Here is a 14,085-nt window from a genome sequence, read left to right as displayed (position 1 = left end):
GCTTGGCGCCCGGTGTCAGGCGCTCTTCTTCTGGGGCGGCTGCCGGCTCAGCCAATCGTCAAAGCGGATCTGGCCAAGCCGCGCCTTGGCGCCGGTCACGAGCGAATTATCCTCGAGCTCCACGCCGAAGTAGCGGGCATGCGGATCCGCCACCACTTGCCGCGGATCATTCGTCGCCTTGAAGAGACGCGTCACGATTTCGGTGAGGCGGACTTTCTCGGGCCCGCCGATCTCGATCGTGCCGTTCAGAGGCGTGCCGAGCGCCACCTCGGCCATGACGTCGGCGACGTCGTCCGAGGCGATCGGCTGCACATAAGCCGGCGACAGATGCACGGTCTGGCCGACGGTACCCGACTGGGCGATGCCAGCCATGAATTCATGGAACTGGGTGGAGTGCACGATGGTGTAGGGTATGCCGGAAGTCTTGATCAGCTCTTCCTGGGCCATCTTGGCGCGCATGTAGCCACTGCCCTGCAGCCGCTCCATGCCGACAATCGACAGCGCGATGTGATGCTTGACGCCGGCGGCAGCCCCTGCCTTGAGCAGATTGCGGCCCGACGTCTGGAAGAATTCCAGGACGGCCTTGTCCTCGAACGAGGGTGAGTTTGCGAGATCGAGCACCACCTGTGCTCCAGCGAGCGCTTCCGCCAGGCCTTTGCCGGTAATCGTGTCCACACCCGAGTTCGGCGAAGCCGCCAACACCTCGTGCCCCTTGTTACGCAATCTTTCCACGGTCTTGGAGCCGATGAGGCCAGTGCCGCCGATAACGACGATTTTCATGTTTAGTCTCCTTGTCCTTTACGAGGATGTCCTCTGGTGACCTGAAGGTGAGCAGGCAACTGCTCGGCATGCCCACCGCGTCCCCAATGAGCGAAGCGACTTCATAGGGACCGTCGCCGGTGCGGCCGGTAACCGATGGGCAGGAGGATGCGCCGGATCGCGGTCCCAAACTATTCTTCCTCGGTCGCTGTCACCCTATGCCAACGCAGTAGGCCAGCTGGCCGAAATGGCGGAACATGACGTCAACAGGCATCGGCTTGATAAACCGTTGGGGCAGATGGTCGACCCGGAAGGCAAGGCGTATTCACTGCCTGCAAGCCGAGGCTTGCGTCATCAATGCTCTCACGATGGAGATAAGAATGATCAAGCGTCTGAACTTCATGGCCCATAAGAACAGCGGCATCGACGGCCTCGTGGCCGTTGAAGGCTGGATTGCCAAAAGCTTCGATCCGAAGTTGCTCGAACTCGTCAAGGTGCGCGTTTCCCAGATGAACGGATGCGCTCACTGCCTGCACATGCACCGCCAGGACGCGCTGAAGCTCGGCGAAACGGATGACCGGCTGCTGCTTCTGAACGCGTGGCGGGAGTCGCAGCTTTTCACCACTCGGGAGCGGGCCGCACTCGCCTGGGCCGAGGCTCTCACTCAGATCGCGAAAAGCCATGCGCCGGATGATGTTTATGAAGAGGCACACGCCAACTTCGCGGATGACGAGCTCGTGGCCCTTTCGATCGGTGTTGCGATGATCAACGCCTGGAACAGGCTGGCGATCGGCTTTCGGCTTCAGCATCCGGCAGATCACAAACGCGCCGCCGCCTGACAGCTGCGTTAGGAATGAGCCTGGCGAAAAGCTTCGCCCGGCTATGCCATGAATTTGGCCCGGGATTGCTGGGCCTCAGCCTTCGACGGGCAATCGCAGTGTCACCACCGTGCCTCGGCCGAGCTCGCTTTCCAGACGGAGATGGCCCCGTGCTTCCCGAACGAATCGATTCACCATCGGCAATCCGAGGCCGCCAAGCCCCGATGCTTTCGTCGTGAAGAACGGATCGCTCGCCCTGCGTAGCACATCTTCTGTCATCCCGAGACCATTGTCCGAAATCCGCAATTCGATCCCGGCTGCGGCGCGTTCGTCGTCGATGGAGGTGGCTATGATTGAAATCACGCCGCCATCCGGCATGGCGTCGCGCGCGTTGAGCAGGAGGTTCATAATGGCGCTTTGCAGCCCTACGCGGCTGCATCGGAAGATCGGAAGCGTCTCGCTGGCATATATCTCGAACGCGATATTGCGATCCCAGGTCGCTTTGGCCAGGGCTTCGATCTCCATCAGGCAAGCCCTGATGTCGACCGGCTCGGCGGCGGCATTGCCGTCGCTCGCAAGGCGCATCGTCTGCTGAACGAGCGTTCCTGCACGCTGAAGCGAAATCCTGGCACTGGCGAAGATCGGCAGGAGGGTAGGGGCCATCTCGATGTCCGGACTGCGTGAAATCATGTTCAGCGCGGAGGTGGCGACCTGGATCAGATTGCCCAGATCGTGGACGACGCCGAATATGCCGTCGGCAGAATTTGCATCGAAGGCAATCGCATCCGGTCGAGTGTGGGAAAAGTAAGCTTCATCAGCGAGGATGTTGGTATCTGACTGCGACATGCTTTGCTCCTCATCCGCTCCAGCAACAGACATGTCGTTCCCGAGCAAATGGAGGCTATGACGCGAGCGGGGTTGTAGTCGATTGGTTCAAGGGTGAGGGAAAGCAATACCGTCGTATGGTCGCGCGCCGGATGCCGTTACCCTATTTTGGTCAGGAAAGCTGGGTAGCCTCGAACATGGCGGTCAGCCCAATGCCTCCGCCGATACCGATCATGGCCAGGCCGGTCGCGCCCGGCGCCCATCCGCTGAGGTCGCGGATCAGCTGGCTGTATAGTCGGGTAACGAGGATTGCGCCGGACGCCCCGAACGGGTGGCCCAAGGCAATCGCTCCGCCGTTCCTGTTGATCGTATCGGCAGGAATATCGAGCTGATCCAGCGATGCCAGAACCTGGGCCGCGAAGGCCTCGTTGAATTCGATGGCATCGATGTCGGAGAGCGAGAGCCCGGACTGACGCTGCAGCAGCTTCCTGGTCGAGGCGACCGGCCCGATACCAAGCAGATTGGGATCCACACCGGCAGCGGCGCTATCGATGAAGGCAAGGCCCTTTTCGATGCCCATGCTTCTCGCCATTGCGCGGCTCATGACAAGTACCAGGCAGGCGCCGTCGTTCAGCGGGCAGGCATTGCCTGCTGTCACCGAACCATCGGCCAGGAAGACCGGCCGGAGGTTTGCGAGCGCCGGGAGGGATGTGGAGGCACGTGGGCATTCGTCCCGTTCGATCTGACCATGGCTGGTGGGAATTTCAACGATCTCGGGCCGAAAGATGCCCGCCTCGGCCGCCTGCACGGCGAGCCGGTGGCTGCGCAGGGCGAATTCATCCTGTCTCTGGCGCGTTATGCCGAACTGCCGCGCGACGTTTTCGGCGGCAATTCCCATTTCCGGATCGCCGATCGTTTCAGGCGAAAACCGGGCGCGCCCGTAAAATCGCGGCGGCATCCCATTCGCCTTTGGTCTTTCGACGCGCCATGGCGCGGTGCTGACACTCTCCACGCCGCCGGCCAGAAAGCACGACCCGCCTTTCGCCTGGATCAGACGGGCTGCGGTGATGATCGCTTCCAGACCCGAGCCGCATTGCCGATCGATAGTCACGCCCGGAACCGCCATGGGCAGACCTGCGGTGAGGGCTGCCAGCCGCGCGATGTTTCCACCGCCACCTGCGGCGTTGCCCACCAGAACGTCGTCTATGGTGTCGGGGGCAATTCCCGTTTCGGAAAGGATCCGATGAATGATCGGCGCAAGCAGGTCTTCCGCCGCGACAGTCGCAAGCGATCCGAAAGCCCGGCCGATCGGCGACCGGTAGGCGGCAACCACGACTGGCTGCCAATCCTCGTCAGGCTGAAAGGCGTAGGACAAGATCGTCTCCAGAAACCACGGCCCGCTCCACTTGCCCCCTCGAGATTTTCCCGCTGCTCGTCATCGGCCAGGACCTTATATGGTAGAATTGCTTGGGGATCTTGTACTTCCCGAGCATCTGCGCGCAATGATCGGCCAGGATTTTCGGGTCCATCGTCTCTCCCGAGACAACGGCGACGATCCGTTGGCCGAAATAGGCGTCCGGCAGCCCGAAGACAACGGCATCCTCTACACCGGGGCAGGCCTTGAGCGCACTCTCGACTTCGGCGGGATAAACGTTGTTGCCGCCTGATATCATCATGCCGCCCGCCCTGCCGATCACCCGCAGCATGCCATTGGCATCGAGTTCGCCGAGATCTCCAACCGTCGCTCCGGCTTGTGTGACCCGGAAGGCCTGACCGTCATCGCCCCAGAGATATCCATCCGCGATCAGGTCGCTGCTGACGAATATGGTTCCCGCCACATCGATCCCGACATCCTTTTCATCGGGGTCGCGAATGGAGATTTCCACGCCGGGATAGGCTCGTCCGACCCGGTCGATCGGAAAATCGATCTCGCCGCCCGCGAGGGTCGAGACGGTCATGAAACCAATCTCGGATGCGCCGTAATATTCCCGGATGCGCGCCTTCGGAAACAGGCGGCGCATGGATTCGACACCGTTGACATCGAGCTTTGCGCCGGCAGTGAGGACATCACGCAGGGAGGCCAGGGCCGGTTCACCCGTCCAGGCCCTGGCAATCCCGGCTATATGGGTGGGAACGGCGACCAGCCGTTCGATCCCTTCCGAGAAGAGGGCGCGTGCGACCGCACTAGGCTCCCATTTCCGGACTGAATGGAAGGTTGCCCCGGCATCAAGAGCTTCGACCAGCGCATAAAGCGCCAGGCCATGAGCCAAGGCTCCCGGGCACATTGTCGAGGGGGCGTCTTCGAGCTCGAAAACGACGCGTCCGCGATCGAGGCTCCGGCGCCATTGCTCGCGCGAGCGACAATAGGCTTTCGGCTCGGCAGTGGTCCCCGACGTGAAGCCGATCAGAAAGATCTTATCGGCATCGACCGGCAGCTCGGCTGCACCTTGCGTCGAGGCGAGGTCGAAAGCCTCCGCTCCGGCAGCGATGACGGGAATGCCAAGTCTTCGGGCAATTTCGGCGCTTGGTCCAGCATCGTCGTCGACAATCAAAACGTCAGGCACCAGCCGCTCGATTATGCGTTCGATTCTTTCCGCCGGCATCATCGGGTCGACGACCGCGCAGGCATTTGGGTAGGCGGTGGCCGCCGCAAAATACTCGGCAAAGGCGATATGGTTGCCAAGGCTGAGAGCGGCAAGCTTCTCCACACCGGGCAGATCGAGCGTGCGGCGGTTCGAGCGAGGGAGATCTTGGAGAAAGCGATAAATTGCCTTGGCGCGGACATAGAGCTCGCCATAGCTGAGCGAACGCCCGTCGATCACCAGCGCCGGCTTGTCCGGTGTCTCCGTTGCATGTCGAAGAAGCTGCACATGGATCGGCATGGACACCCGCGGGTTTGAATGATCGGCCGTCAGCCCGGAGACAGAGCGGCTCTGGTCGTTTCGGGAATCGGCGTCGGGCGGCTGTCGGAGAGGCCGACGCAGACCCAGACGAAATGCGCCGATGCGCAATGGGCGCCATCGCGCTGGCGAAAGAGTTCGATCGCAAAGGACAGGCTCGTGCGCCCGATTTTCTCCACGTCCACCTTTGCCTCGACAACATCGTCAAGGTCGATGGGCCTGTGAAAGGTGATCTCCGCCTTCTTCACGTGGTAGGCGACGCCGGAAGAGGTGTGGCGGAAATGGCTGAGAATTTGCCGTTGCCGCAGGAACTCGACGACTGCATCCTCGCAATAGTCGAGATAACGGGAATTGTGGACATGACCATAGATGTCGATGTCTCGCATCGAGACCCGGAACGATGCTAAAGGCCTGTCGTCAACGCTCATTCGATCACCGAAAATTCGACGGGGTGATCTAACCGCAGTGTGTGGGGGATGCAATGCAATATCAGGCGGTCGTGCGAAAATTCGGCCCGGCTCAGGATGTCGTCGAACTCGAGCAGGCTGCGCTGCCGCCGCTGCGGCGCGATGAGGTGAGGGTGCGCCTGCTGGCGCGGGCGATCAATCCGTCCGATATCATCACCATATCAGGAGCCTATAGCGGACGCACCACATTGCCCTTCATTCCGGGCTTCGAAACGTTCGGCGTGATTGAACAGTGCGGTGAAGAGGTTCATGGGCTTTCCCCCGGAACACGCGTGCTGCCGGTGCGCAGCGCCGGCGGCTGGCAGGAATTCAAGGATACCGATCCCGGCTGGTGCCTGCGTGTTCCGGACGAGCTCACCGACTTCGAGGCTGCGACGAGCTACGTCAATCCGATGACGGCCTGGTTGATGCTGCATGCCAAGATCGGGCTGAGGCCGGGCATGCGCATCGCCGTCAATGCCGCCGCCTCTTCGATCGGAGCGATATTGATCGATCTCGCCAACGCCGCAGGGGTGGAGCCGGTCGCCATCGTGCGCAGCGAAGGATCACTTGAGCGCCTGCGCGGCCGGGTCGAGGCTGTCATCATCGATAGGGAAGAAAGCGAAAGCGATCTGGTTGCCGGGCTCGCCGGCCGGCATGGGCTCGACGCAGTGCTCGACTGCGTCGGAGGAGCGCGCGCCGCAGTCCTCGCCGGTGCGCTGCGGCCGGGCGGACGTTTCGTGCATTACGGTCTGCTCTCGGGGCAGAGCATCCCGAATTCATTCTGGGCGTCCCATCCCGATATTTCCTTTTCCTATTTTCACCTTCGGGAATGGGTTCATTCGCAAACCATGGGCGATGTCCAACAGGCCTATTCCGAGGTTGCGGCGCAGATCGTTTCGAAGGTCATCGCGACCGAGGTGCGCGAGGTGTTTCCTTTGGAAAATGTCAGGCAAGCCCTGCAGTCCGCGCTTCCCTTCCGAACGGGCGGCAAGGTGCTCTTGGCCTGACAGGGCTTCGCCGCTAGGCGTTTTCGTGCCGTAGCCGAGCGATGCTGATTGCCGCATGGTTCTGCTCGGCCCATCCGACCAAGGCTTTCATGGGGATGAGGAAGGATCGCCCCAGCTCCGTCAGTTCATATTCCACGCGAGGCGGAACCTGCGGATAGACGGTGCGCCGCACGAAGCCGTCCTGCTCCAGATGCTTCAGCGTCTTGGACAGCATCTGCTTCGAGATGTCTCCGATTTCACGCAGCAGTTCGTTGAAGCGCTTTTTCTCGTTTTCCAGCGCATCGAGTGTCAACAGGCTCCATTGATCACCGATGCGATCGAGCACGCCTCTGATCGGGCATCCAGCGCCGGGCTGTTGTCTTGGGTCATGCGTCTCTGACACGGCTTTCTCCTGCAATTCTCGGTCATCGCCGGCTGACCTTGGCACCAGAAACTGCCTTCTTGCCTGAGATGCAGCGGTTTCATAGACCAAGCGTCATAGTCTGTATTCTAGACTAGCTCGCCGATCCATACCAAGGAGCTTAATGCATGACATTCGGGAAATCGCTTTTCGCACTCGTCATTTTGGCGGGCATCGCCGCGCCGGCCGGCGCTTTTGCTGAATCGGCCACGCGGGATTTGAAGATCGAAGAAGCCAACCGGAAGCTGGTTGTCGAGTTCTACGACCGGTTCTTCAACAAGCACGATATCGCGGCTGCCTCGGTCGTCGCCGACGACTACAGGCAGCACAATCCTCAAGTTCCCGATGGGAAGAAGCCTTTGATTTCCTTCTTCGCCGGCTTCTTCAAGGACAATGCCCAATCGAAGGCTGAGATCGTCCGCAGCGCCGCCGATGGCGATCTGGTCTGGCTGCATGTACACGCGACGAACGGCGCAGGCGATCTCGGCCAGGCGATCGTCGATATTTTCCGCGTCAAGGACGGCAAGATCGTCGAACACTGGGACGTGATCCAGGCCGTTCCGAAAGAGGCGGCAAACAAGAACACCATGTTCTGAGCTGGATGGGGCCGGCTGCCTCGCTGGCCCCATTATCGACACAGCGCGCCTGGTTCAGCCGTCTCTCTCGTTGCTGGCGATTTCCGCCGCACTGCTCGGTCAACATTTGCCGATGGCCTAACGCCCATACGCCAAGATGGCTGGTGCCATCAACCGATCCCGTCAATCAATCCGGGGACGCTCCGATTTCGGCGTTGCCAGCCCGTGTTTGGCAAGCTCCAGGGTCAGGATACGGGTTTCGAGAAGGTTGAAGATGCGCAGGATGGCCTCGATCGCATCGAACGGTTTCGTCAGAAAATCTTTCGCGCCAAGAGAAAGCGCCCGTCGGCGCGTCGGCAATGTTGCATCGGCGGTCAAAACCAGGATCGGCAGATAGCTGTTTTCAGGAATGAGCCTTGCGAAGGTCTCCAGCAAAGCGAAGCCATCGAGATCGGGCATCATCAGGTCGAGAAGAACGAGATCCACCGGATGTTCGCGAAAGAGCCGCAACGCCTCGCGTGGCTCGGTGGTGCTGATGAGTTCGTTGAAGCCTTCGCGTTTGAGAATGCGTTCCAACAGGGAAACATTTGCGGGCTCGTCGTCGACGATCAGGATCGTCGATCGTCGCACGATGTCGGTGGGGTCTGTCATGGGCCAAACGTTTCGTCAAAGGCGTTGGAGTATATCAGCGCGCAATCAAATCATAGGCGACGTCTTCTATGGCGGACTTTCGACGGAGAGGCCTCGTCTTCGGGTTTCCTGCGTCGCCACGGGCGGGCGCGGCAAATCGACGTGGAAGGTGGCGCCACCTTCCGGACGATTGCTGAAGCCGAGCGCGCCGCCCATGGCATCGATCAGATGCCGCGACAGCGCCAGCCCGAGACCGGTCCCTTCTTGACCGATACGTTCTGCTCCCAGCCGATCGAATGGGGTGAAGAGCCGGGAAACGCGTTCCGCCGGGATGCCGGGACCCGTATCATTGACCTCGATCCGAATAGTGTCGCCGCCAATCTCGCGGTGGCTCACGGTCACGCTTCCCTGTTGACGATTGTATTTCACGGCATTTGAGAGAAGGTTCAGGAACACCTGGAGGAGACGCCGCCGGTCAGCCAGGACCGACAGATCTCGCTCGGGCTCGACAACCTCTATGCGGATCTGCTGCTTGCCGCAGAGCGGCCTCGCAAGCGACACCGCTTCATCGATCACATCGGCGACGCGTTGCGGTTCGATGACAAGATCCATGCGCCCGGCCTCGATCCTCGCCATGTCGAGAACCTCGTCGATCAGGCTGAGCAGATGTCTGCCGGCCCTTAAAATTTGGGCGACGCTATCCCTGGAATCCGCATCGGTGACATCCATTTCCAGAAGCTGTGCGAAGCCGAGGACGGAATTCAACGGCGTGCGCAGCTCGTGGCTCATCCGCGACAGGAATTCGCTCTTGGCGTTGCTCGCGCGAACAGCATCCTCGCGGGCGGCAAGCAGGGCCTCTTCGATTTGCTTGCGCTCGGTAATATCTCGCGTGATTTTGGAAAAACCGCGCAGGCGGCCCGCCTCATCATGCAGGGCAGTCACAAGGACGTGAGACCAGAACCGAGAGCCGTCCTTGCGGATGCGCCAGCCTTCCGCCTCGGCCCGTCCGCCGCGGGCCGCCCTGGAAAGCTCTTCTGCCGGCAACGCGTCCCTGGTTTCGGCGGGATAGAAACGGGAAAAATGCTGGCCGATGATCTCTTCGGCCGCATAGCCGCTGATCCTCTCCGCGCCGGCATTTCAGCTCACAACCCGCCCTGTGGTATCGAGCCCGAAAATACCGTAGTCGCTGACGCCCTCGACCAATAGCCGGAAGCGCTCCTCGCTTTCTGTCAGATCAGCCTCGCGCTTTTTCAAAAGCACGCTTGCATCTTCGAGCGCCTGTTCGAGACTGCCGAGTTCATCACGGAAGGGATCCGCTACGCTGACGACATCGCCCCGCGACAGTCGGTGCGCTTGGGCTTTCAGGGCATGCACCCGACGGACGATGCTTGCCGAAAACAGGAAAACGGCGACGAGCGCTCCGGCAAAACCAAGGAAACCGGCAGCGATCATCAGGCTTCGGGACAGAGTGCGAACCCGGTCCGCGGCCTCGGTCCTCGCGTGGAGCAGATCCGCCTCCCGCCGGCTCATCGCGTCGATTTCCTGTCTCAGCACGTCGAGTACCTGCTTGCCCTCGATGAGTTTGGCCGCAAGGTCTTCGCGTCCGCCGGCGCGCAGGATGTCGGCCTGTTTCAGGAGTTGGAGACGATCGACCTTCGCGACGACGAGGGTGCGGATGCGTTCGAGACGGTTCTTTTGCTCTTCATCCCGCAACCGGCGACCGACTTCGTCGAGCACGACGGGCAGTCTTTCCTCAGCCCGGTTAAAGGGATCAAGAAAATCGGTTCTGCCGGTCAACAGATAACCCCGCATCGCGGTCGCCGCTTCGGCGATCGAGGCATGGATCTCCTGAATGCCCGACTGGATCTCGAGCGTGACCCGCACCTGATCCTCGGCAATCCGGCTCTGCCGGTCGGCCACGAAGACCGAGGCGAGGGCTGCAAGCAGCAGCGCCAGCGGCACCGTGATGATGACGATACCCTTCGCGCGAAGGGGAAGGTCGGCAAAGCGCCACGCCGTCAGGCGCCCCGTCGGGGTCATTGTCGCGGTCATGGTTGCTGCTCTTTCGATGCTTCGACGAGCCCGCCGCGAACGGCCATGACCGCGGCCTGCGTCCGGTCTCCGGCGCCCAGTTTGCCGATGATGCGCTCAACGTGGATCTTCACGGTACCGGGCGAGATCTTCAGGGCCCTGGCGATCTCCTTGTTGGTCAGGCCCTCGGCCACCTTCGACAGGACTTCGCGCTCCCGGATCGTCAGTGTCTCCAATGCGCTGCTGTTGGTCTGTGGCTTGGTGGCGGCGCGGCGCAATAGTTTTGCGACGAGCGGACCGTCGAAGAAGGCATCACCCTGAAGGACCCGCCGGATCGTGCGGAGAATGTCTTCCCGGCTGGCGTCCTTGAGCAGGTAGCCCGTAGCGCCGGCCTCGATCGCCGCTTCCAGGTAGTCGAGGCTGTCATGCATCGTGATGATTGCAGCGTACAGGCCTCCACCGCTTCCACGCCGTCGCGCACGTCCCAGGGATGGCGCAGCTCGCCGATGCCTTTGCCATCATCGATCACTTCGAGATGCGCTTCGCCCGCGCCATCCTCGAAGAGACGGACGACCAGCCGGCTCCCCTCGGCGTGCTTGATGACATTGGTGATCGCTTCCTGCGCGACACGATAGAAGATGATTCCCGTCGATGCCGGCCAGCGATCGGCGGCGGCATCGAGATCGGCGATCACCTCGAGATCATCGATCGCATCCAGACGCGTGCGCAGGGCCGCGGCGACGCCGAGATCATCGAGCTCGGGCGGGCGAAGGTCGGCGATGGCCGCCCTGAGATCGGCAACGGAATGGCGCGCGAGCGCGGCGAGCTGGTCGATCTCGGGTTTCAGGGCGTGCGCGTCGCCAATGCGGGCCGCAAGGTCCTGCAGCCGATAGCTGAGGCCTGCTGCAAGTTGCGCCGAGCCGTCATGAAGATCGAGCGCCACTCGCTGCCGCTCCTGCTCCTGCGCCTGGATCAGCTGCGCGACAAGGGCCGCGAGCTCACTGCGCTGCCGCTGGAGATCGCCGAGAAGCGCCTGATTTTCCGCCGCCTGCCGGTTAAGATTGTAGGCGTCGGCGAGCTGCCCCGCCACCACCTCCAATGTCTGCCGGTCGTCGGCATCGATGGCGCGCGCTTTTGACGATCCGATGATCGTCAGGCAGAGATCGGAGCCGGCTTGCGAGGCAAACAAGATGTTATCGCTTTCCGGGATCGTTGACTTACCCACCGACAGCTGCACGGGTACTTTTCCCTGGAACGACGGAAAAACGAGCCTGGCAAGCGATGCTCCCGCGAAGTCTGCAAGCCGGGACAGAGCGTCCAGGGCAGCCGTTTCGAATGCCGCGGCATCGAGCAGGTTCTGCACTTCGATGATGAAACGCAGACGAGCCGCCCGCGCTTCCGCGGCCCGGTAAAGAGCCCGCAGTTCTGCAACGTTTGGCGAGTGCGTTGGACTTGTATTGTGCTCCATGCCGAACAGGACTGCTCCGAAGATGAATGACGCCGGCACGATAGTCATTCCGGCGGGAATGTCATCTATGCCGTTCGGCAGATCGGATCGAAGCCACCCGGCAGATGAGGCGGCAGCACAGGATACTTAAATTGCTGGTCATGCGGTTGACCGATGCGATGTCCGCCGGAACCGCCACATAGGAAAGTCAAAATGCGTACCATCATTGCTGCCGCCCTCGTTCTCGGTTTCGTACAGGTCCAGTCGGCCGCGGCGGCTACCGAAATCGCAACCTGTGCGCCGACAAGCGAGCCGGAAATCGCCAAGCTCTTCGACCGCTGGAATACCTCGCTCGCGACGCTGAGCCCCCAGGAGGTCGCCAAGAACTACAGTGAGGACTCCGTGCTTCTCGCGACCTTGTCGGACAAACCTCGTCTGACGCAGGCGGAGCGGATCGACTATTTCGAGCATTTCCTGGCGAACGAGCCCAAAGGCCACATCGACAGCCGCGACATCCAGATCGGATGTAACTGGGCCGTCGACGTCGGCACTTACACCTTCAGCCTGAAGGACGGCTCGAAGGTTCCGGCCCGCTACACCTATACCTATGAGTTCAAGGACGGGAATTGGCTGATCACCTCGCACCACTCTTCGATGATGCCGGAGAAGTAAGGCCCCATCGTTCTGTTGGTCCGGCAGGGAGACCCCGTGTTCACCCCACGCGGGGTCTCCTGACTGCTGACGAAGCACGCCAACGTCTCTTTCGTCATGCTCGGGCCTCTGCCGAGCGCGCCGGAAGCTTTGACGGCCGAACCGGATCGAGAGTAGCATCCTCACTGCAGCGGCAAGGTGGTCGAAGCGGCCGGCCCGGTGGAGATGCAATGATGAAAGACAAACCTTTCCTCCTGACGTTCGCGGCGCTGGCATTTGGTTCCGCATGGCCAATTTCTAACGCCTTCGCTGCCGCACAGCCTATCTTCTGGAGCGCTTTACGGCCGGCCGATCAGCCCAAAGCGACAGTGCCGCTGTCGGGCAAGGCGGTAAGCGGCCCACAGGGCGAAACACTCGCCTGGCATGGCGAGGAACATCCGATCGAATTGACGGGCTTCGTTCTGCCGATCGACCAGGACGGCGATCTTGTCTACGAATTCATGCTCGTGCCTTGGGCCGGAGCCTGCAGTCACATGCCGTCTCCTCCACCCAACCAACTGGTTCGTGTCGTTCCGGAAGAGCCATTGCACCTGGCAAGAATGTACGAGAGTGTCACCGTGACGGGTAACCTGCGACCCGGCCTGGATCAGGCGCAATTCTTCATGATCGACGGTGACCGCGTCCTCACCTACGGCTACAGCATAAGCCATGCCCAGGTAGCGACAGTAACGGCGACGACTGATCCCGATCTGCTGTCACTTTCGCCTTTCGGCATTCTGCCTCGCTAGAACAGGATGATTTTAGGCCTGTTCGGCCTAAAATCTAAATCCGTTCGAAGGCGCAGAGACGGCTTCTTGCATCACTCCCGCCAGTCGCGTGTATACAACGGCATATATACAAACTGCGGAGGAGTCCCTATGCCGCAATAAGCGCGTGTCTTTCAATCCGGCAATTCGCAAGCCGTCCGGCCGCCGAAGGAATTCCGCTTCGACGTCGACCAGGTGGAGGTGACGCGGGAGGGCGATGCTGTGATCCTTCGGCCACGGGCCGATCGCGGCATGCGGTGGGCATCGTTGCATAGCGCCTTGGAGCGCGGCCTCAGCGACGATTTCATGGCGGAAGGGCGGGAGCAGCCGGAGGGGCAGGACAGGCCTGATCTTCAGGACCTGTTCAAGTGATCACACATCTTATCGACACCAATGCGCTAATCGCCCTGATCGGCAGAAAATCCGAAATACTGCTGAAGCGCGTGATCGACAGCGACGAGAGATCGATCGGGCTGTCGACCGTGGTGATGCACGAGCTCTATCATGGCGCCTATAAAAGCACGAAAACTTCCTACAATCTCGAAACCCTGCGCCTGTTCGTGGCGGATTTCTCAGTCGTCGGCTTCGAGCAGGAGGATGCGTTGGCCGCTGGGGAGATCCGTGCCGCATTGGCGGCAAAGGGAACGCCGATCGGCCCCTATGATGTTCTGATCGCCGCTCAGGCGAGGACCCGGGATCTGGTTCTCGTCACCAACAATGTCGGGGTATTCCGCCGCGTCGATGGTCTGCTTGTCGAGGACTGGACGGTCGGGCGATAGATCCCGCC

16 protein-coding genes and 3 pseudogenes are annotated in these 14,085 nt (G+C 61.2%); 7 read left to right on the top strand and 12 right to left on the bottom strand.

Going from position 1 to position 14,085, the window contains the following annotated elements; translation table 11 throughout:
• Positions 1–15: 15 nt before the first annotated feature.
• Complete coding sequence (locus ACD590_RS25880; RefSeq protein ID WP_018516925.1) at positions 16–780, bottom strand: SDR family oxidoreductase; 765 nt, start codon at positions 778–780, stop codon at positions 16–18.
• A gap of 359 nt (positions 781–1,139) precedes the next feature.
• Between ACD590_RS25880 and ACD590_RS25875 the strand changes: the two genes are divergently transcribed.
• Positions 1,140–1,598, top strand: a complete 459-nt coding sequence (locus ACD590_RS25875) for a carboxymuconolactone decarboxylase family protein (RefSeq protein ID WP_018245471.1) — start codon at positions 1,140–1,142, stop codon at positions 1,596–1,598.
• 75 nt (positions 1,599–1,673) lie between these two features.
• On the opposite strand, the gene ACD590_RS25870 is transcribed toward ACD590_RS25875, so the two are convergent.
• The 4 genes from ACD590_RS25870 to ACD590_RS25855 form a co-directional block, all read right to left on the bottom strand.
• Complete coding sequence (locus ACD590_RS25870; RefSeq protein ID WP_018245472.1) at positions 1,674–2,423, bottom strand: sensor histidine kinase; 750 nt, start codon at positions 2,421–2,423, stop codon at positions 1,674–1,676.
• A gap of 151 nt (positions 2,424–2,574) precedes the next feature.
• Positions 2,575–3,777, bottom strand: coding sequence for a thiolase family protein (locus ACD590_RS25865; protein ID WP_018245473.1), 1,203 nt, complete (start codon positions 3,775–3,777; stop codon positions 2,575–2,577).
• Positions 3,755–5,284: a class I adenylate-forming enzyme family protein gene (locus ACD590_RS25860; RefSeq protein WP_439003667.1), complete on the bottom strand. Its 1,530-nt coding sequence runs from the start codon at positions 5,282–5,284 to the stop codon at positions 3,755–3,757. The genes ACD590_RS25865 and ACD590_RS25860 overlap by 23 nt, the downstream gene beginning before the upstream one ends.
• Positions 5,285–5,313: 29 nt before the next feature.
• Positions 5,314–5,730, bottom strand: coding sequence for an acyl-CoA thioesterase (locus tag ACD590_RS25855; RefSeq protein WP_018516923.1), 417 nt, complete (start codon positions 5,728–5,730; stop codon positions 5,314–5,316).
• 53 nt (positions 5,731–5,783) lie between these two features.
• Here ACD590_RS25855 and ACD590_RS25850 point away from each other — a divergent pair, with 53 nt between their 5' ends.
• A complete protein-coding gene (locus ACD590_RS25850; protein WP_026242343.1) occupies positions 5,784–6,758 on the top strand; it encodes a zinc-dependent alcohol dehydrogenase family protein in 975 nt (324 codons plus the stop codon).
• 13 nt (positions 6,759–6,771) lie between these two features.
• Here the strand turns inward: ACD590_RS25850 and ACD590_RS25845 are convergent, their stop codons facing one another.
• The gene (locus ACD590_RS25845) at positions 6,772–7,140 is read right to left on the bottom strand and encodes a winged helix-turn-helix transcriptional regulator (protein WP_018245477.1); all 369 of its coding nucleotides are present in this window, start codon (positions 7,138–7,140) and stop codon (positions 6,772–6,774) included.
• Positions 7,141–7,286: 146 nt separating this feature from the next.
• Here ACD590_RS25845 and ACD590_RS25840 point away from each other — a divergent pair, with 146 nt between their 5' ends.
• A complete protein-coding gene (locus ACD590_RS25840) occupies positions 7,287–7,754 on the top strand; it encodes a nuclear transport factor 2 family protein (protein ID WP_018245478.1) in 468 nt (155 codons plus the stop codon).
• Positions 7,755–7,916: 162 nt separating this feature from the next.
• On the opposite strand, the gene ACD590_RS25835 is transcribed toward ACD590_RS25840, so the two are convergent.
• The 6 genes and pseudogenes from ACD590_RS25835 to ACD590_RS25810 all read right to left on the bottom strand — a co-directional run.
• Positions 7,917–8,384: a response regulator gene (locus ACD590_RS25835; RefSeq protein ID WP_018245479.1), complete on the bottom strand. Its 468-nt coding sequence runs from the start codon at positions 8,382–8,384 to the stop codon at positions 7,917–7,919.
• 66 nt (positions 8,385–8,450) lie between these two features.
• Entirely contained in the window at positions 8,451–9,215 is a 765-nt protein-coding gene (locus tag ACD590_RS25830) for a sensor histidine kinase (RefSeq protein ID WP_439004046.1), read from the bottom strand.
• 9 nt (positions 9,216–9,224) lie between these two features.
• Positions 9,225–9,488 (bottom strand): annotated as a pseudogene (locus tag ACD590_RS25825) (PAS domain-containing protein); the annotation flags it as partial.
• Positions 9,489–9,500: 12 nt separating this feature from the next.
• The gene (locus ACD590_RS25820) at positions 9,501–10,415 is read right to left on the bottom strand and encodes a CHASE3 domain-containing protein (RefSeq protein ID WP_439003666.1); all 915 of its coding nucleotides are present in this window, start codon (positions 10,413–10,415) and stop codon (positions 9,501–9,503) included.
• Positions 10,412–10,825: a LuxR C-terminal-related transcriptional regulator gene (locus ACD590_RS25815; protein WP_439003665.1), complete on the bottom strand. Its 414-nt coding sequence runs from the start codon at positions 10,823–10,825 to the stop codon at positions 10,412–10,414. Before ACD590_RS25815 ends, ACD590_RS25820 begins: the two co-directional genes overlap by 4 nt.
• A gap of 116 nt (positions 10,826–10,941) precedes the next feature.
• A pseudogene (locus tag ACD590_RS25810) lies at positions 10,942–11,862 on the bottom strand (sensor histidine kinase); the annotation flags it as partial.
• Positions 11,863–12,054: 192 nt separating this feature from the next.
• On the opposite strand from ACD590_RS25810, the gene ACD590_RS25805 reads away from it, so the two are divergent.
• The 4 genes and pseudogenes from ACD590_RS25805 (at position 12,055) to ACD590_RS25790 (ending at position 14,077) form a co-directional block, all read left to right on the top strand.
• Positions 12,055–12,513 carry an SgcJ/EcaC family oxidoreductase gene (locus ACD590_RS25805; RefSeq protein WP_018516918.1) on the top strand — a complete coding sequence of 153 codons (459 nt, stop codon included), beginning with the start codon at positions 12,055–12,057 and terminating at the stop codon, positions 12,511–12,513.
• Between the two features lie 209 nt (positions 12,514–12,722).
• Positions 12,723–13,280 (top strand): DUF3299 domain-containing protein, encoded by a 558-nt coding sequence (locus ACD590_RS25800; RefSeq protein ID WP_018516917.1) that lies wholly within the window; start codon positions 12,723–12,725, stop codon positions 13,278–13,280.
• 141 nt (positions 13,281–13,421) lie between these two features.
• A pseudogene (locus tag ACD590_RS25795) lies at positions 13,422–13,670 on the top strand (antitoxin); the annotation flags it as partial.
• Complete coding sequence (locus ACD590_RS25790; protein WP_112907771.1) at positions 13,667–14,077, top strand: type II toxin-antitoxin system VapC family toxin; 411 nt, start codon at positions 13,667–13,669, stop codon at positions 14,075–14,077. The pseudogene ACD590_RS25795 and the gene ACD590_RS25790, both read left to right, overlap by 4 nt.
• Positions 14,078–14,085: the final 8 nt, after the last annotated feature.

This window comes from Rhizobium sp. 862_C5_N1_2, from assembly GCF_051811205.1.
GTDB classification, from domain to species: Bacteria; Pseudomonadota; Alphaproteobacteria; order Rhizobiales; family Rhizobiaceae; genus Rhizobium; species Rhizobium leguminosarum.
The sequence above is the reverse complement of the archived record's forward strand: the minus strand, read 5'-3'. Positions and strand labels throughout refer to the sequence as shown.

Bases quoted from the DNA above. Each gene is read 5' to 3' on its own strand.
- ACD590_RS25875 (WP_018245471.1), top strand. From the start codon at position 1,140: ATGATCAAGCGTCTGAACTTCATGGCCCATAAGAACAGCGGCATCGAC.
- ACD590_RS25815 (WP_439003665.1), bottom strand. From the start codon at position 10,825: ATGCATGACAGCCTCGACTACCTGGAAGCGGCGATCGAGGCCGGCGCT.
- ACD590_RS25805 (WP_018516918.1), top strand. From the start codon at position 12,055: ATGCGTACCATCATTGCTGCCGCCCTCGTTCTCGGTTTCGTACAGGTC.
- ACD590_RS25835 (WP_018245479.1), bottom strand. From the start codon at position 8,384: ATGACAGACCCCACCGACATCGTGCGACGATCGACGATCCTGATCGTC.
- ACD590_RS25860 (WP_439003667.1), bottom strand. From the start codon at position 5,284: ATGCCGATCCATGTGCAGCTTCTTCGACATGCAACGGAGACACCGGAC.
- ACD590_RS25855 (WP_018516923.1), bottom strand. From the start codon at position 5,730: ATGAGCGTTGACGACAGGCCTTTAGCATCGTTCCGGGTCTCGATGCGA.
- ACD590_RS25870 (WP_018245472.1), bottom strand. From the start codon at position 2,423: ATGTCGCAGTCAGATACCAACATCCTCGCTGATGAAGCTTACTTTTCC.
- ACD590_RS25820 (WP_439003666.1), bottom strand. From the start codon at position 10,415: ATGACCGCGACAATGACCCCGACGGGGCGCCTGACGGCGTGGCGCTTT.
- ACD590_RS25840 (WP_018245478.1), top strand. From the start codon at position 7,287: ATGACATTCGGGAAATCGCTTTTCGCACTCGTCATTTTGGCGGGCATC.
- ACD590_RS25850 (WP_026242343.1), top strand. From the start codon at position 5,784: ATGCAATATCAGGCGGTCGTGCGAAAATTCGGCCCGGCTCAGGATGTC.
- ACD590_RS25880 (WP_018516925.1), bottom strand. From the start codon at position 780: ATGAAAATCGTCGTTATCGGCGGCACTGGCCTCATCGGCTCCAAGACC.
- ACD590_RS25800 (WP_018516917.1), top strand. From the start codon at position 12,723: ATGATGAAAGACAAACCTTTCCTCCTGACGTTCGCGGCGCTGGCATTT.